The 16,995-nt window shown below is 56.1% G+C and carries 9 protein-coding genes, 2 tRNA genes and 3 rRNA genes; 11 read left to right on the forward strand and 3 right to left on the reverse strand.

All coding sequences use genetic code 11. The features are described from left to right. The first annotated feature begins 90 nt into the window (after positions 1–90). The 11 genes from pssA to ACX3YF_RS12095 all read left to right on the forward strand — a co-directional run bounded on the left by pssA (position 91) and on the right by ACX3YF_RS12095 (position 12,066). Positions 91–948 (forward strand): CDP-diacylglycerol--serine O-phosphatidyltransferase, encoded by an 858-nt coding sequence (gene pssA / locus ACX3YF_RS12045; RefSeq protein ID WP_130204876.1) that lies wholly within the window; start codon positions 91–93, stop codon positions 946–948. Between the two features lie 63 nt (positions 949–1,011). Further along, a complete protein-coding gene (gene msrP / locus ACX3YF_RS12050) occupies positions 1,012–2,025 on the forward strand; it encodes a protein-methionine-sulfoxide reductase catalytic subunit MsrP (RefSeq protein ID WP_130204878.1) in 1,014 nt (337 codons plus the stop codon). Then, positions 2,025–2,645: a protein-methionine-sulfoxide reductase heme-binding subunit MsrQ gene (gene msrQ / locus ACX3YF_RS12055; protein WP_130204880.1), complete on the forward strand. Its 621-nt coding sequence runs from the start codon at positions 2,025–2,027 to the stop codon at positions 2,643–2,645. The genes msrP and msrQ overlap by 1 nt, the downstream gene beginning before the upstream one ends. A gap of 486 nt (positions 2,646–3,131) precedes the next feature. Beyond that, a 16S ribosomal RNA gene (locus ACX3YF_RS12060) occupies positions 3,132–4,668 on the forward strand. 121 nt (positions 4,669–4,789) lie between these two features. Then, positions 4,790–4,866: transfer RNA gene (locus tag ACX3YF_RS12065), tRNA-Ile, on the forward strand. A 9-nt stretch (positions 4,867–4,875) separates the two neighbouring features. Continuing rightward, positions 4,876–4,951, forward strand: a tRNA-Ala gene (locus tag ACX3YF_RS12070). A gap of 242 nt (positions 4,952–5,193) precedes the next feature. Next, positions 5,194–8,085 (forward strand): 23S ribosomal RNA (locus ACX3YF_RS12075). Positions 8,086–8,236: 151 nt separating this feature from the next. Beyond that, a 5S ribosomal RNA gene (gene rrf / locus ACX3YF_RS12080) occupies positions 8,237–8,352 on the forward strand. Together the 16S, 23S and 5S rRNA genes with 2 tRNA genes alongside form the textbook arrangement of a ribosomal RNA operon. Before the next feature lie 148 nt (positions 8,353–8,500). Beyond that, complete coding sequence (locus ACX3YF_RS12085; RefSeq protein ID WP_130208377.1) at positions 8,501–9,160, forward strand: paraquat-inducible protein A; 660 nt, start codon at positions 8,501–8,503, stop codon at positions 9,158–9,160. Beyond that, positions 9,147–9,770 (forward strand): paraquat-inducible protein A, encoded by a 624-nt coding sequence (locus ACX3YF_RS12090; protein ID WP_130208375.1) that lies wholly within the window; start codon positions 9,147–9,149, stop codon positions 9,768–9,770. Before ACX3YF_RS12085 ends, ACX3YF_RS12090 begins: the two co-directional genes overlap by 14 nt. Continuing rightward, positions 9,763–12,066: a PqiB family protein gene (locus ACX3YF_RS12095; RefSeq protein ID WP_130208373.1), complete on the forward strand. Its 2,304-nt coding sequence runs from the start codon at positions 9,763–9,765 to the stop codon at positions 12,064–12,066. Before ACX3YF_RS12090 ends, ACX3YF_RS12095 begins: the two co-directional genes overlap by 8 nt. Before the next feature lie 83 nt (positions 12,067–12,149). Here ACX3YF_RS12095 and mksF read toward each other — a convergent pair whose 3' ends face one another. The 3 genes from mksF to mksB are packed head-to-tail and all read right to left on the reverse strand — an operon-like array spanning position 12,150 to position 16,973. Then, on the reverse strand, positions 12,150–14,990 hold the full coding sequence (gene mksF, locus ACX3YF_RS12100) for an Mks condensin complex protein MksF (protein ID WP_047533255.1): 2,841 nt from the start codon (positions 14,988–14,990) through the stop codon (positions 12,150–12,152). Then, the gene (mksE, locus tag ACX3YF_RS12105; RefSeq protein ID WP_130208371.1) at positions 14,987–15,688 is read right to left on the reverse strand and encodes an Mks condensin complex protein MksE; all 702 of its coding nucleotides are present in this window, start codon (positions 15,686–15,688) and stop codon (positions 14,987–14,989) included. The genes mksF and mksE overlap by 4 nt, the downstream gene beginning before the upstream one ends. After that, positions 15,678–16,973 carry an Mks condensin complex protein MksB gene (gene mksB, locus ACX3YF_RS12110; protein ID WP_130208369.1) on the reverse strand — a complete coding sequence of 432 codons (1,296 nt, stop codon included), beginning with the start codon at positions 16,971–16,973 and terminating at the stop codon, positions 15,678–15,680. The genes mksE and mksB overlap by 11 nt, the downstream gene beginning before the upstream one ends. Between the last annotated feature and the right edge of the window lie 22 nt (positions 16,974–16,995).

Below are 16,995 nucleotides of genomic sequence, written 5' to 3' on the forward strand. Positions count from 1 at the left end.
CGGTTCTGGTATAAAGCTGCATCGTTTGCGATGCGAACCGTTGCCGCAGACATCTGTCGAAACTTTCCACCCCGTTGCAAGGTATTGTCCATGAGCGAACGTCCCGAAGAGCCGAGCCAGGCTTCTGACGCCGAAAGCCTGCTGCCCATCGATGAGCATGTTGAAGAAGGGCATGACGCTGAAGGCCGTAAAGTCCGGCATCGTGGTATCTATCTTCTGCCGAATCTGTTCACCACTGCGAATCTGTTCGCAGGTTTTTATTCCATCATCAACTCCATGAGCGCGCAGAGCGCCCTGAGTGCGGGTGATTCGATTGGCGCGAGCAAGTATTTTGCATTCGCGGCCATCGCGATTTTCGTCGCCATGGTGCTCGACGGTCTCGACGGCCGTGTCGCGCGCATGACCAATACCCAGAGTGCCTTCGGTGCCGAGTACGATTCGCTGTCGGACATGGTCGCCTTCGGTGTTGCACCTGCCTTGCTGGCATTTGGTTGGGCGCTGGGCGACATGGGCAAGGTCGGCTGGATGGTGGCTTTCATCTATGTAGCTGGCGCGGCGTTGCGTCTGGCGCGTTTCAACACTCAGGTCGGCACCGCCGATAAGCGCTATTTCATTGGCCTGGCCAGTCCGGCTGCCGCTGGTGTGGTGGCGGGGATTGTCTGGGCGTTCAGTGACTACGGTATCCAGGGATCCAAGATGTCCTTCCTGGTGGCTTTGATGGTCGCGGCTGCTGGCATGCTGATGGTCAGCAACATCAAGTACAACAGTTTCAAGGAGCTGGACCTCAAGGGGCGTGTGCCTTTCGTGGCAATCCTGGCTGTGGTGCTGGTCTTCGCCGTAGTGTTCAGTGATCCTCCGCGCATCCTGCTGCTGGTTTTCCTCGCCTACGCGGCTTCCGGTCCGGTGCAGTACTTGTTACATCTTCGTCGGCGAAAAAGCGTCGATTGATGTAATTTCCCTCATACTCCGCAGTCTGTTGGTGCATCTGTTCTCCAATGCTGCGGAGTAGCCATGCTGATCAAAATCCCCAAGGCGTCTGACTGTCATGAGTCGGATGTCACGCCTGAATCCATCTATCTATCTCGACGTAATGTATTGGGTGCTGCCCTGGGCGGTTTGGCCTTGAGCGGCCTTCCTCGTTGGGCTGGTGCCGATGAGGTGGCGCGTTATGCGGATGTCGAGCCTGGCAAGGCGCCTTTCTGGTTCAGCGAAAAACTTCCTTCCACCCGTTGGGGGGCGGTCACCGTGAAGGATGAGGCGATCACGCCTTTCAAGGATGCTACCCATTACAACAACTTCTATGAGTTTGGCACCGACAAGGGTGATCCTGCAGCCAATGCCGGCGCGTTAAAGACTGAGCCATGGACTGTGGTGGTGGATGGCGAAGTGGGTAAGCCGGGACGCTATGCGCTCGAAGACTTCCTGAAGCCTTATCAGTTAGAAGAGCGAATCTACCGCCTTCGCTGTGTGGAGGCCTGGTCGATGGTCATTCCATGGATCGGTTTTCCCGTCTCGGCGTTACTCAAGCAAGTTGAGCCAACGTCAAAAGCCAAATTCATTCGTTTTGAGACGCTGCAGGATCCCCAAAGCATGCCGGGGCAGCGATCCGGATTCGCTTTGATCGACTGGCCCTATGTAGAGGGGTTGCGCATGGATGAGGCGATGAACCCGTTGGCGATTCTGGCGGTAGGGATGTACGGGCGTGAGTTGCCGAATCAGAACGGTGCGCCGTTGCGTCTGGTAGTGCCCTGGAAGTATGGCTTTAAAAGCATTAAGTCCATTGTGCGGATCAGCCTGGTCGATGAGCAGCCCAAAACGACCTGGCAGAATATTGCCCCGGAGGAATATGGCTTCTATGCGAATGTGAATCCTGCGGTTGACCATCCGCGCTGGACACAGGCTCGTGAACGTCGCTTGCCGAGTGGTCTTTTCAAGCCCAACGTACGTGATACGCAAATGTTCAATGGCTACGCTGATGAAGTTGCTTCTCTATATAGCGGGCTCGATTTGCGGAAGAACTACTGATGCGGTATCCGCTTTGGCGTGTCGGAGTCTTTGTTGCCGCGTTGGTGTGGCCCCTGTTCTGGTTGTATCAAGCCTGGACTGATGTGCTTGGCCCGGACCCGGGGAAAGTATTGGTCGACCGTTTGGGCTTGGGGACCCTTGTTCTTCTGCTCATCACATTAAGCATGACGCCTCTGCAAAAGTTCACCGGTTGGGCGGGGTGGATTGCGGTCAGGCGGCAATTGGGTTTGTGGTGTTTTGCTTATGTGGTTCTGCACCTGAGCGCTTATCTGGCGTTTATCCTCGGATTTGATTGGTCGCAGCTGGGTGTCGAGTTACGCAAGCGCCCATACATTATTGTCGGAGCGCTGGGTGTTTTTTGCTTGTTGGTATTGGCAATGACTTCCAATCGATACAGTCAGCGACGTCTGGGTGTGCACTGGAGGAAATTGCATCGCCTGGTTTATGTGGTTTTGGTGCTTGGATTGCTGCATATGCTCTGGATTGTGCGCGCCGATCTGAGAGAGTGGGCTATATATGCCGCTGTGGGGGCGTTGCTATTAGTGTTGCGGCTACCGTCTGTAACCCGGCGAATCCCGCGTTTGATGATAAAAAAGGCCTCTTCTGCCAAGAAAGCGTAATCAGTGCTTGACGGCAGATTCTGGAAGCCTATAATTCGCCCCACTTCCGGCGCAGTCGAAACGGAAAACTCCTTGGAATACAATGAGTTACGCAGTTTTCGGCAGCGGGTTGCTTCAGGTCATCGAAGCGCGAAGGAAGTTGAAAAAGAGGTGTTGACAGCAGCGAGTAACGCTGTAGAATTCGCCTCCCGCTGACGAGAGATCGAAAGCGCAAGTGGTTGAAGTTGTTAAGGAATCCTTGAAAACTTCTGAAAATAATCACTTGACAGCAAATGAGGCTGCTGTAGAATGCGCGCCTCGGTTGAGACGAAAGATCTTAACCAACCGCTCTTTAACAACTGAATCAAGCAATTCGTGTGGGTGCTTGTGGAGTCAGACTGCTAGTCAACAGATTATCAGCATCACAAGTTACTCCGCGAGAAATCAAAGATGTAACCAACGATTGCTGAGCCAAGTTTAGGGTTTTCTCAAAACCCAAAGATGTTTGAACTGAAGAGTTTGATCATGGCTCAGATTGAACGCTGGCGGCAGGCCTAACACATGCAAGTCGAGCGGATGAAGAGAGCTTGCTCTCTGATTCAGCGGCGGACGGGTGAGTAATGCCTAGGAATCTGCCTGGTAGTGGGGGACAACGTTTCGAAAGGAACGCTAATACCGCATACGTCCTACGGGAGAAAGCAGGGGACCTTCGGGCCTTGCGCTATCAGATGAGCCTAGGTCGGATTAGCTAGTTGGTGAGGTAATGGCTCACCAAGGCGACGATCCGTAACTGGTCTGAGAGGATGATCAGTCACACTGGAACTGAGACACGGTCCAGACTCCTACGGGAGGCAGCAGTGGGGAATATTGGACAATGGGCGAAAGCCTGATCCAGCCATGCCGCGTGTGTGAAGAAGGTCTTCGGATTGTAAAGCACTTTAAGTTGGGAGGAAGGGCAGTAACTTAATACGTTGCTGTTTTGACGTTACCGACAGAATAAGCACCGGCTAACTCTGTGCCAGCAGCCGCGGTAATACAGAGGGTGCAAGCGTTAATCGGAATTACTGGGCGTAAAGCGCGCGTAGGTGGTTTGTTAAGTTGGATGTGAAAGCCCCGGGCTCAACCTGGGAACTGCATTCAAAACTGACAAGCTAGAGTATGGTAGAGGGTGGTGGAATTTCCTGTGTAGCGGTGAAATGCGTAGATATAGGAAGGAACACCAGTGGCGAAGGCGACCACCTGGACTGATACTGACACTGAGGTGCGAAAGCGTGGGGAGCAAACAGGATTAGATACCCTGGTAGTCCACGCCGTAAACGATGTCAACTAGCCGTTGGGAGCCTTGAGCTCTTAGTGGCGCAGCTAACGCATTAAGTTGACCGCCTGGGGAGTACGGCCGCAAGGTTAAAACTCAAATGAATTGACGGGGGCCCGCACAAGCGGTGGAGCATGTGGTTTAATTCGAAGCAACGCGAAGAACCTTACCAGGCCTTGACATCCAATGAACTTTCCAGAGATGGATCGGTGCCTTCGGGAACATTGAGACAGGTGCTGCATGGCTGTCGTCAGCTCGTGTCGTGAGATGTTGGGTTAAGTCCCGTAACGAGCGCAACCCTTGTCCTTAGTTACCAGCACGTTATGGTGGGCACTCTAAGGAGACTGCCGGTGACAAACCGGAGGAAGGTGGGGATGACGTCAAGTCATCATGGCCCTTACGGCCTGGGCTACACACGTGCTACAATGGTCGGTACAGAGGGTTGCCAAGCCGCGAGGTGGAGCTAATCCCATAAAACCGATCGTAGTCCGGATCGCAGTCTGCAACTCGACTGCGTGAAGTCGGAATCGCTAGTAATCGCGAATCAGAATGTCGCGGTGAATACGTTCCCGGGCCTTGTACACACCGCCCGTCACACCATGGGAGTGGGTTGCACCAGAAGTAGCTAGTCTAACCTTCGGGAGGACGGTTACCACGGTGTGATTCATGACTGGGGTGAAGTCGTAACAAGGTAGCCGTAGGGGAACCTGCGGCTGGATCACCTCCTTAATCGACGACTCAGCTGCTCCATAAGTTCCCACACGAATTGCTTGATTCATTGAAGAAGACGATAGAAGCAGCTTTAAGCTCCAAGCTGATAGCTCACGCTAACAGTTACGCGCTCGAAATTGGGTCTGTAGCTCAGTTGGTTAGAGCGCACCCCTGATAAGGGTGAGGTCGGCAGTTCGAATCTGCCCAGACCCACCAATTTTGTATGGGGCCATAGCTCAGCTGGGAGAGCGCCTGCCTTGCACGCAGGAGGTCAACGGTTCGATCCCGTTTGGCTCCACCATTAACTGCTTCGAAACGTTTGAGAGTTTAGAAATGAATATTCCGATGTGAATATTGATTTCTAGTCTTTTGACTAGATCGTTCTTTAAAAATTTGGGTATGTGATAGAAAGATAGACTGAACGTTACTTTCACTGGTAACGGATCAGGCTAAGGTAAAATTTGTGAGTTGCTCTTTATTGAGCAGCGCGAATTTTCGGCGAATGTCGTCTTCACAGTATAACCAGATTGCTTGGGGTTATATGGTCAAGTGAAGAAGCGCATACGGTGGATGCCTTGGCAGTCAGAGGCGATGAAAGACGTGGTAGCCTGCGAAAAGCTTCGGGGAGTCGGCAAACAGACTTTGATCCGGAGATGTCTGAATGGGGGAACCCAGCCATCATAAGATGGTTATCTTAAGCTGAATACATAGGCTTAAGAGGCGAACCAGGGGAACTGAAACATCTAAGTACCCTGAGGAAAAGAAATCAACCGAGATTCCCTTAGTAGTGGCGAGCGAACGGGGACTAGCCCTTAAGTGGCTTTGAGATTAGCGGAACGCTCTGGAAAGTGCGGCCATAGTGGGTGATAGCCCTGTACGCGAAAATCTCTTGGTCATGAAATCGAGTAGGACGGAGCACGAGAAACTTTGTCTGAATATGGGGGGACCATCCTCCAAGGCTAAATACTACTGACTGACCGATAGTGAACTAGTACCGTGAGGGAAAGGCGAAAAGAACCCCGGAGAGGGGAGTGAAATAGATCCTGAAACCGTATGCGTACAAGCAGTGGGAGCAGACTTTGTTCTGTGACTGCGTACCTTTTGTATAATGGGTCAGCGACTTATTTTCAGTGGCGAGCTTAACCGAATAGGGGAGGCGTAGCGAAAGCGAGTCTTAATAGGGCGTCTAGTCGCTGGGAATAGACCCGAAACCGGGCGATCTATCCATGGGCAGGTTGAAGGTTAGGTAACACTGACTGGAGGACCGAACCGACTACCGTTGAAAAGTTAGCGGATGACCTGTGGATCGGAGTGAAAGGCTAATCAAGCTCGGAGATAGCTGGTTCTCCTCGAAAGCTATTTAGGTAGCGCCTCATGTATCACTGTAGGGGGTAGAGCACTGTTTCGGCTAGGGGGTCATCCCGACTTACCAAACCGATGCAAACTCCGAATACCTACAAGTGCCGAGCATGGGAGACACACGGCGGGTGCTAACGTCCGTCGTGAAAAGGGAAACAACCCAGACCGTCAGCTAAGGTCCCAAAGTTATGGTTAAGTGGGAAACGATGTGGGAAGGCTTAGACAGCTAGGAGGTTGGCTTAGAAGCAGCCACCCTTTAAAGAAAGCGTAATAGCTCACTAGTCGAGTCGGCCTGCGCGGAAGATGTAACGGGGCTCAAACCATACACCGAAGCTACGGGTATCACTTAGGTGATGCGGTAGAGGAGCGTTCTGTAAGCCTGTGAAGGTGAGTTGAGAAGCTTGCTGGAGGTATCAGAAGTGCGAATGCTGACATGAGTAACGACAATGGGTGTGAAAAACACCCACGCCGAAAGACCAAGGTTTCCTGCGCAACGTTAATCGACGCAGGGTTAGTCGGTCCCTAAGGCGAGGCTGAAAAGCGTAGTCGATGGAAAACAGGTTAATATTCCTGTACTTCTGGTTATTGCGATGGAGGGACGGAGAAGGCTAGGCCAGCTTGGCGTTGGTTGTCCAAGTTTAAGGTGGTAGGCTGGAATCTTAGGTAAATCCGGGATTCCAAGGCCGAGAGCTGATGACGAGTGTTCTTTTAGAACACGAAGTGGTTGATGCCATGCTTCCAAGAAAAGCTTCTAAGCTTCAGGTAACCAGGAACCGTACCCCAAACCGACACAGGTGGTTGGGTAGAGAATACCAAGGCGCTTGAGAGAACTCGGGTGAAGGAACTAGGCAAAATGGCACCGTAACTTCGGGAGAAGGTGCGCCGGTGAGGGTGAAGTACTTGCTACGTAAGCCCACGCCGGTCGAAGATACCAGGCCGCTGCGACTGTTTATTAAAAACACAGCACTCTGCAAACACGAAAGTGGACGTATAGGGTGTGACGCCTGCCCGGTGCCGGAAGGTTAATTGATGGGGTTAGCTAACGCGAAGCTCTTGATCGAAGCCCCGGTAAACGGCGGCCGTAACTATAACGGTCCTAAGGTAGCGAAATTCCTTGTCGGGTAAGTTCCGACCTGCACGAATGGCGTAACGATGGCGGCGCTGTCTCCACCCGAGACTCAGTGAAATTGAAATCGCTGTGAAGATGCAGTGTATCCGCGGCTAGACGGAAAGACCCCGTGAACCTTTACTATAGCTTTGCACTGGACTTTGAATTTGCTTGTGTAGGATAGGTGGGAGGCTTTGAAGCGTGGACGCCAGTTCGCGTGGAGCCATCCTTGAAATACCACCCTGGCAACTTTGAGGTTCTAACTCAGGTCCGTTATCCGGATCGAGGACAGTGTATGGTGGGTAGTTTGACTGGGGCGGTCTCCTCCTAAAGAGTAACGGAGGAGTACGAAGGTGCGCTCAGACCGGTCGGAAATCGGTCGTAGAGTATAAAGGCAAAAGCGCGCTTGACTGCGAGACAGACACGTCGAGCAGGTACGAAAGTAGGTCTTAGTGATCCGGTGGTTCTGTATGGAAGGGCCATCGCTCAACGGATAAAAGGTACTCCGGGGATAACAGGCTGATACCGCCCAAGAGTTCATATCGACGGCGGTGTTTGGCACCTCGATGTCGGCTCATCACATCCTGGGGCTGAAGCCGGTCCCAAGGGTATGGCTGTTCGCCATTTAAAGTGGTACGCGAGCTGGGTTTAGAACGTCGTGAGACAGTTCGGTCCCTATCTGCCGTGGACGTTTGAGATTTGAGAGGGGCTGCTCCTAGTACGAGAGGACCGGAGTGGACGAACCTCTGGTGTTCCGGTTGTCACGCCAGTGGCATTGCCGGGTAGCTATGTTCGGAATAGATAACCGCTGAAAGCATCTAAGCGGGAAACTAGCCTCAAGATGAGATCTCACTGGAACCTTGAGTTCCCTGAAGGGCCGTCGAAGACTACGACGTTGATAGGTTGGGTGTGTAAGCGCTGTGAGGCGTTGAGCTAACCAATACTAATTGCCCGTGAGGCTTGACCATATAACACCCAAGCAATTTGCATGCTCCTAAATAAAGAGCAAAGCCAGATTGCGGTGTGTGAAGACGCAATGAACCGAAAGTTCGCACAACACACAAACTATCGCATACCCAATTTGCTGAAGCGTCGAAAGACGGTTCGGTACCCGAATTTCTTGACGACCATAGAGCATTGGAACCACCTGATCCCATCCCGAACTCAGCAGTGAAACGATGCATCGCCGATGGTAGTGTGGGGTTTCCCCATGTGAGAGTAGGTCATCGTCAAGATTAAATTCCGAAACCCCTATCTGCGTATGCAGGTAGGGGTTTTGTTTTTGGCGAAAGAAAAGCACGATTAATCACCGCAGAAATTTGAACAGTTATTTTTGATTCAGGGCACTAGAATAGGTCCAACTTTTTCGGAGCCAGAGCCCTTATGCCAGATCCGGTTGACGCCTCCGGGCTGTCAGATTTACCACTGGGCGATTTGGTGGCGTGTCATGAATGCGACTTGCTGATGCGCAAGCCCAAGCTTGCCCATGGCGAGAAAGCCCTGTGCCCGCGCTGCGGGTATGAGCTATACGCCCATCGACACAACGTGGTGCACCGCAGCCTGGCTTTGGTCATCGCGGCGCTTTTGTTATACGTCCCCGCGAACTTTTTACCCATCATGCAGCTCAATCTACTCGGGCAGTCATCGCAAGATACTGTCTGGAGCGGTGTTTTGGGCTTGTTCAATTCGGGTATGCAAGGCGTTGCCGTGATTGTGTTCCTGTGCAGCATGGGCATACCGCTGCTCAAGCTGCTCTGCCAGCTGACGGTATTGCTGAGCATTCATTTTGATGTCGGCCGCAGTTACGGTTTGCTGCTTTACCGTATTTATCACCATTTGAGAGATTGGGGGATGCTTGAGGTTTACCTCATGGGTGTACTCGTCGCCATCGTAAAACTCGCAGATATGGCAGCAATGACCATAGGCATCGGGCTGGCCTGCTTCGTTGCTTTGCTGTTGGTTCAAGTCTGGCTGGAGGTTGTGATGTCGCCTCACCAGATCTGGCAGGCTTTATCAGGAGAGGATGCCAATGAGGGCGATTGATGCAGGCATTCTGATTTGCGCCGAATGCCATGAGTTGAACAAGCAGGAAGCTGATGCCGCTGAGCAGGTGTGTACTCGCTGTGGTGCCATGGTGCATGCCCGCCGTCCGAATAGCCTGATGCGCACCTGGGCGTTGCTGATTACCGCCGCCATTCTCTACATACCTGCCAATGTGCTGCCGATCATGACCGTGAGTTCGCTGGGCAAGGGTGACCCCAGCACTATCATGTCCGGCGTGATCCAATTGGTTCAGCACGGCATGATCCCTATTGCTGCCGTGGTTTTTATCGCCAGTATCCTGGTACCCACGTTCAAACTGGTGGGCATTGCACTGCTGCTGTATTCCGTACAGCGTCGTCAGCCACTTTCAGCCCGCCAGCGTATATGGATGTACCGCTTCATCGAGTTCATCGGCCGTTGGTCGATGCTCGATATTTTTGTGATCGCCATTCTGGTGGCAGTCGTGAACTTCGGGCGACTGGCCAGCGTCGAAGCCGATCTTGGTGCCATTGCCTTTGCCAGTGTGGTCATTCTGACCATGCTGGCTGCAGTAACTTTCGATCCCCGACTGATTTGGGATAACACGGAGTCGGACGACGACCATGACTGATTTGCCAACAGCGAAAACCCGACCGGCCTCGAACTGGTCTGCCATTTGGGTACTCCCCCTGATTGCCCTGATCATCGGTGGATGGCTTGGCTGGCGTGCTTATTCCGAGACTGGCATCGAGGTCCAGGTGCGCTTTGAAAGCGGCGAAGGCATTCAGGCCAACAAGACTGAAGTCGTCTACAAAGGCATGCCCGTCGGCAAGGTGAAAACGCTCAAACTCGATGATGAAGGAGCCTCCAAAGGCGTAATCGCCACCGTCGAAATGAATAAGGACGTGGAGCAATACCTGCGGACCAGCACGCGATTCTGGTTGGTCAAGCCGAGCGTAACCCTGGCCGGGATCACTGGCCTGGAGACCCTGGTTTCGGGCAATTACGTCGCGATCAGTCCCGGGGAAGGTGAGCCCACGCGCAAATTCAAGGCCCTGGCCCAGGAGCCGCCGCTATCCGACGCCCAGCCCGGGCTGCACCTGACGATCAAGGCTGATCGCCTGGGCTCGTTGAACCGCGGTAGCCCGGTGTTCTACAAACAAATCAAGGTCGGCCAGATCAAAAGTTACGTGCTGTCCGAAGATCAGAGCACTGTTGAACTCAAGGTCTTCATTGAGCCGACCTACGCCAAATTGGTGCGTAAACACACGCGTTTCTGGAACGCCAGCGGCATCAGCATCGACGCCAATCTGTCGGGCGTGAAGGTGCGCAGCGAGTCTCTCGCCAGCATTGTCGCGGGTGGCATTGCGTTCGCCACTCCGGAAAATCGCAGGGACAGCCCGCCCACGGATCCGAGTCTGCCATTCCGTCTCTATGAGGACTTCGATGCCGCTGCCGCCGGAATCAAGGTCAAGGTCAAACTCAGTGACTTCGAAGGCCTGCAGGCCGGTCGTACGCCGGTCATGTACAAGGGCATTCAGGTTGGCACACTCAAGGCGCTCAAGGTTGACGCTGATTTGGCGGCTGCGAGCGCCGAACTGACGCTGGATCCGTTGGCTGAAGACTACCTCGTCGATGGCACTCAGTTCTGGGTGGTCAAACCGTCGATCTCGCTCGCCGGCATCACGGGGCTTGAGGCGCTGGTCAAAGGTAACTACATCGCCGTGCGTCCCGGGGATAAAGGCGCAGCGCCGCAACGCGAGTTCGTCGCGAGGCCCAAGGCGCCGCCGCTGGATCTGCGTTCGCCGGGCCTGCATCTGGTGTTGTTCACCGATAACCTTGGCTCGCTGGATGTCGGCAGTCCGGTTCTTTACAAACAGGTCAAGGTGGGCTCGGTACAGAGCTATCAGTTTTCACGCAAGAAAAACCAACTGGTGATCGGTGTTCACATCGAGAAAGAGTACGAAAACCTGGTCAACGCCTCGACCCGCTTCTGGAATGCCAGCGGCATTACCCTGACGGGTGGGCTGACCGGAGGCATTCAAGTCAAAAGTGAATCGTTGCAAAGCTTGATGGCGGGCGGGATTGCCTTTGAAACGCCGCAGGCCAAGGCGCCATTGCAAAAGCGGATTCCGCGTTTCCGGCTGTTTGCCAGTCAAGATGAAGCTGCACAAAAGGGCGAACTGATCACGATCAAGGTCGACCGCGCCGATGGCTTGCGCGCCGGTACACCGATTCGTTTCAAAGGGCTGGATGTCGGCAAGATTGAAGGCGTCGACCTCACGGATGACCTGCAATCGGTGCTGCTTACCGCGCGGATCACTGAAGTGCCTGGGCGCATCGCCCGTGTCGGTAGTCAATTCTGGGTGGTCAAGCCAGAACTGGGCTTGATCAAGACCTCTAACCTGGAGACCTTGGTCACCGGGCAATACATCGAGGTCCAGCCAGCGCCAAAGAACCTTGGTCCGCAGAAAAACTTCACAGCCCTGGCCAGTCCCCCCGAGAGCGCCAGGGTTGAAGCCGGGTTGAGCCTGGTGTTGAGCGCGGCGCGGCGTGGTTCACTGAAAGCCGGTGTGCCGGTGACGTACCGTGAAATCACGGTCGGCAAAGTGACCGGTTATGAACTGGGTCAGACCGCCGATCGCGTGTTGATCCACATTCTGATCGAGCCGAAATACGCACCATTGGTTCGCAGCGGCACTCGCTTCTGGAACACCAGTGGTTTTGGTCTTGATGTCGGGCTGTTCAAGGGGGCGACTCTTCGTACCGAATCGCTGGAGACCATGATTCAGGGTGGGGTTGCATTCGCCACTCCGGATGGCGAACGCATGGGCACTCCGGCGCGGGCGGAGCAGACGTTCCCCCTGTTCGACAAGTTCGAAGAGGAATGGCTGACCTGGGCACCGAAGATCTCTCTCGGTAAGTAGTCCGGATCGGCCTTAACCCTGCACCAATGAAAAAGGCCGCGATCCTGAGGATCGCGGCCTTTTTATCGCCATCAATTCAAGCGTCAGACCGCGTCCAGCTCCGGCTCGTCCGCTTCAGCATTGATGGTTGCCTTCACCTGATCATGACGACGGATGTACTTCCAGTCCGCCTCGTCGATGTAGATGCCGGCCGGACCGCTGCCGCCTTCCAGGTCGATAGCGACACTGGCACAGACCTGTGGCTTCACGCTGGCCAGGATCGGTACGAAGCCCAGTTGCAGGCTGGTTTCCAGCAACGCTGCCTGGTTCTTCTCGTCGATGTCCGCCGCCTCGTCGAGGTAGTACGGCAAGCGCACACGACCGGCCAGGTCGCGGTCCATCAAGTGCAGCAACAAGTACATGTTGGTCAGCGCCTTGATGGTCATCGTGGTGCCGTTGGACGCGGCGCCGTCGATGTCGGTGTGGATCACCGGTTGACCGTTGACCTTGGTGATCTCGAACGCCAGTTCGAACAAGTCCTTGAGACCCAGCTGGTTGTGGTTCGCCGCCACCAGGCGCGCCAGGTATTCCTTGGCCTCTTCGTTCTTGTTGTCCTGTTCCGCACTCTGGCTCAGATCGAACACCGACAGGGTTTCGCCTTCTTCGTACTGGCCGGCGCTGTGGATGATCTGGTCGATGTGCTTGAGCGCTTCCTTGTTCGGCGCAAGCACGATGCGGAAGCTCTGCAGGTTGGACACCTGACGTTTGTTGATCTCGCGGTTGAACAACGCCAACTGGTGCTCGAGGCTGTCGTAGTCGCTGCGGATGTTGCGCAGGGTGCGGGCGATGTCGGTAACGGCGGCGCGACGTGCCTTGCCCAGGGTCAGGGCTTCGTCGGTGCGGTGCGCGTACGCGTTGATCAGCAGTTGCAGGCGGCGCTCCATATCGTCTTCGCTGTCGAACTTGGCCACGCCCTTGAGGCGCACCTGCGCGTACAGCGCTTCGATCTGGCCATCGGCGCGCAACAGCCCTTGCCAACTGTCCTGATAGTCATTGAGCAGCGGCAACAGGTTGTCCATGGAGTCGTCGACCGGGTCCATGAACGGCGTGCCGAAAGGCAGGTCCGCCGGCAGTAGCTGACGGCGGCGCAGTGCATCATCGAGCGTGCGTTGCTTGGCTTCCATGTCGGCGATCTGCCGGCCGACCAGTTGCAGCTTGGCCGACAGTTGCTGGACGCGTTCGGTAAAGGCATCGCTGGAGCGCTTCAATTCGTCTTGCGCGGCTTCCATCTGAGCCAGCTGCTCAAGCTTGTCGCCTTCTTCGGCGCTCAGGGTTTGCGCGCGACGGAAGTCTTCCAGGGCCTTTTGCGCATCCAGCACTTGCTGGTACAGCGCCTCGGTCTGGGTCTTGCTCGCGGCGCGGTCGGCGGCCACGGCTTGCTGGGTTTTCAGTTGCTTGAGTTCTTTGTCCAGGCGCTCTTTCTGGTCGCGCAGTGCCGCTCGGTCCGCCAGGGCCTGCAAGGCCGGCGGCTCGATGTGGGAGATGTCGATAGACAGCCCCGGCACTTCGAAACGCTCGCCTTTGAAGCCGTCGAGGATCAGTTCTACGGATTTGACCCAGTCGCCGTTGTCGTCCAGCGCAATGCCATGCTCGCCCAGGGGCAGGCTGAACAGCGCGCTATTGAACAGACGCATCAAGCGTTCGACGTCCTGCTGCGAGAACTCCTCGCGCAAGCGGGCGTAGCTGTTGTTGTCGGCGTGATCGAGTTGCTGCTTGACCGACTTCAGGCGTTTTTCCAGGTCCCGCAGGCGCTCCTCCAGGTCCTCCGCGCTGAACTGCCGCGACTGGGCCAGCGCACCGGCCAGTTCATCGTGGGCGTCCTTGGCCGCGAGCAATTGCTGCTCCAGTACCTTGACGTCATCGACCAGGGCAAAGCGATGCTTGAGCACCGACAGCTCGCCGAGCCAGCGCTGGATGCCGGTGATTTCCCGCTCCAGACGCATCAGTTCCTGAGTGCCGCCGCGCTGGTCGTTTTGCAGTTCGTCCTGCTCGCGACGGTAGTGTTCGGCCTGGATCGTCAGCTCTTCCTTGCGTGCGCCAGCGTAGTCCGACCAAGTGCCGAGCAGGGAGTCGAGCAATGGCGAAATCCGGTGCAGTTTGCCACGCAGGATGTCGCGCTGTTTCACGCCGTTGGCCAAGGCTTCGACCAATGGGCCGGCGGCGACCAGCGAGTTGTAGTCCTGCTCCATGCGTCGTACATCACGGAAGGCTTCTTCGCACGCAGCGATGTAATCCACGCTACCGGAGCGCAGGCTGTGCTCGAAGGCATCCAGAAACAATTGCTTGAGCTTGGCCGCTGTGATTTCGCGCATGTGCAGCAGGTTGATGAACAGGGCGCGGAAGGTCTTCAGGCTCTGCTCACTGGTTGAGCGCAGGGGGATCAGCGTCAGGTCCAGCGGGATCGAGGTGTGGCCACCGACCAGCAAGCGACGCAATTCATCCGGCTTGAGTTCGTAGGCTTTCAGGCCTTCGCGTTCAAGGTTGGTGAACAGTTCTTTCTGGCGCAGGCAGGTATCGTTTTTCTGGTAATGAGCCAGGTCCAGTTTGCCGGCATAAGCGAAGAACTGGTGACCGAAACCGCCGCCCGGACCACGACCAACCACGCCTATCACGTGCGGACCGTGGGGCAGGTTCACTTCGACGAGGATGTAGCTGGTGTCGGAGGCGAAGTAGAAGCGCCGGGATTGTTCCAGGCTGTACTTGCCGAAACTCATGTCCGACATGCGCGCCAGAATCGGGAACTGCAAGGCGTTGATCGAGGCGGATTTGCCCAGGTTGTTCGCGCCGTAGACCGACAGCGGTTCTTCCAGCGGGAACAGCCCTAGGCTGTAACCGGCGGTATTCAGTAGGGCAAAGCGGCGGATGCCGTAGCGTTCCTTGCTCATGCGTCGAGCTCCTGTTCTTCGGCAATGGCGCGGGCCAGTGCGTCTTCTTCGCTTTCACCGTCGAACTCACTGAGGTCCAGGGGATCGTCGGTCTGCAGCAGCTTTTCGTCGCTGTCTTCGTCGATCAGCACCGGCGCCGGCAGTGGCAGCACGCTGTGCAGGCTGGCGGCAAGATCACGGTCCTGTTGAACCGACAGGCACACATCGAGGAAGCGGTGCATCGGCGGCAGGAAGCGGTAGACGCCGTTTTCTTCACTGGCGAAGCCGAGCTGGGTCATGCGGCGCATGATTTTTTCTTCCAGCTCGTCCTGGGTCTGCACTTCGGCCTGGATGAACAGGTCGCGGTACTTCTCGAGCAACGATGGCAGTTCATCGCGGCCGAGGCTGCCGCCGTCGAGCACGGCGATCGGGTCGCGGCCCTGGTCGGCCAGGTGCTCGACGAGGATGAAGGTGAACAGCGCCAGGCGCTGGGCCGTCTTGTTCACCGCCGCCGCCGCGAGGTCCGGCACGAAGTAGTAGAAACCACGGGTGTCGCAGACCAGTTCAAAGCCCAGCGCCTTGAACAGCGTGCGGTACTGGTCCTGAAAATTCGACAGCTGCGCGTACAGCTCTGGATCGCGACGGCTGACGTGGTAGCCCTTGAACAGCTCGCGAAAGATCGGCGCCAGCTGAGACAGTTCGGATAGATCAAGATGCATGGGGAGTACTGGCATGGAGGGTGCTCGCAGAATTCTCGGAGGCATCGTCGCCGGCCGAGAGCAGGGCGAAGGAGCGCAGGCTGACCTGGTGCTCGTGTGTGAAGTAATCGCGGCGTTCCAGACGTTCGCGTTTGAAGCGCTTTTCCCGCGACAGGCGCGAGAACCAATACAGCAGTTCGTCGGTGGCGCCGTCCGGTTCCTGCTCCAGAAGCCAGGTCATCAGGTCTGGCATCGGCAGGGCGTCTTCGCAACGGTCGAGCATCTCCCGGACCGTGCGTGGCGCACGCGGGGCATCGCCGCCCTTGTGGGTCTTGTGTGCCTTGGGGAAGCGCGCCGGTTTCGGCTCGAAACGGGCCAGGGCGTAAACATAGGCCTCGACCTGACTGGCACTGCCGAGAAAGGTGCTTTGCGGCCGGGTGAACATCGGCATCGCGGCTTGTGGCACGGCATCGATACCCTTGCGGCGAATCATCGACAGGGCCAGCGCCGCCCCACGGGTCACGGCGTTGTGACGGCGGGCTTCTTCACGCAGCGGCAGCAGCAGTTCGCGGGCGTGACGCAGGGTCAGTTGCGCACTGGTCTGCATTTCGAGGATCCGCGCGTGGGTGCGCAGCAGCATGTCGTCATCAACCAGATGGCCGAGGCGTTGCTGCTCGGTGAGCATGCGCAGCAGAACGTTTTCGACCTTGCGCACACCCTGTTCAAAGGCGCCGTCGGCGTTGACCAACTGAATCATCGGCTCGACGTATTCGTCCCAGGTCGCCAGGACTTCAGCGTAACGCTGGCGCAGCGGGATCTGCCGGTCGCTGGTCTTGGCCCGCTCGGCAACGGCCACCAGGGCCTGTTCGTCGTTGGCGAGTTTTTTCAATACATCGCGTACGCGCATGTCCAGCAGACGCAGTTGGCGCGCCAGATCATTGCCGTCGCGGATGTCGAAGGCGTCCTGGATGTAGCCGGCCAGGCGTTCGAGATGACGCAAATAGGCTTCGATCTCCAGACACAGGCCCAGACGGTGTTCACGGCGCAGGTAAGCGAGGAAGTCGTGGATCTGCGCGTTGAGCTCGAACCGGTTCGGGCTTTTCGCCACGGGAACCAGAATGTCGAGGCGAATCCACACATCCAGCAGGCTGGTGATGTCCTGCGGCGTACTGTCGAGTTGCTGGGCGGCCAGCTGTGAACGCAGTTCGTTGAGGCTCAGTGTGCCTTGGTCGAAGTGCTCGCACAGTGGCTCCAGAAGTGCCCAGTGTTCAGCGAGGGCGCGCAAGACGCGCTTGGGTTCGATCATCGGAATGGCCGGCTGGTTGGCG

It is taken from the genome of Pseudomonas fluorescens group sp. PF-69, from assembly GCF_054481235.1.

Excerpts from the sequence above, each read along its gene's own strand:
- pssA (WP_130204876.1), top strand. The coding sequence starts at position 91 with ATGAGCGAACGTCCCGAAGAGCCGAGCCAGGCTTCTGACGCCGAAAGC.
- msrP (WP_130204878.1), top strand. The coding sequence starts at position 1,012 with ATGCTGATCAAAATCCCCAAGGCGTCTGACTGTCATGAGTCGGATGTC.
- msrQ (WP_130204880.1), top strand. The coding sequence starts at position 2,025 with ATGCGGTATCCGCTTTGGCGTGTCGGAGTCTTTGTTGCCGCGTTGGTG.
- ACX3YF_RS12085 (WP_130208377.1), top strand. The coding sequence starts at position 8,501 with ATGCCAGATCCGGTTGACGCCTCCGGGCTGTCAGATTTACCACTGGGC.
- ACX3YF_RS12090 (WP_130208375.1), top strand. The coding sequence starts at position 9,147 with ATGAGGGCGATTGATGCAGGCATTCTGATTTGCGCCGAATGCCATGAG.
- ACX3YF_RS12095 (WP_130208373.1), top strand. The coding sequence starts at position 9,763 with ATGACTGATTTGCCAACAGCGAAAACCCGACCGGCCTCGAACTGGTCT.
- mksF (WP_047533255.1), bottom strand. The coding sequence starts at position 14,990 with ATGAGCAAGGAACGCTACGGCATCCGCCGCTTTGCCCTACTGAATACC.
- mksE (WP_130208371.1), bottom strand. The coding sequence starts at position 15,688 with ATGCATCTTGATCTATCCGAACTGTCTCAGCTGGCGCCGATCTTTCGC.
- mksB (WP_130208369.1), bottom strand. The coding sequence starts at position 16,973 with ATGATCGAACCCAAGCGCGTCTTGCGCGCCCTCGCTGAACACTGGGCA.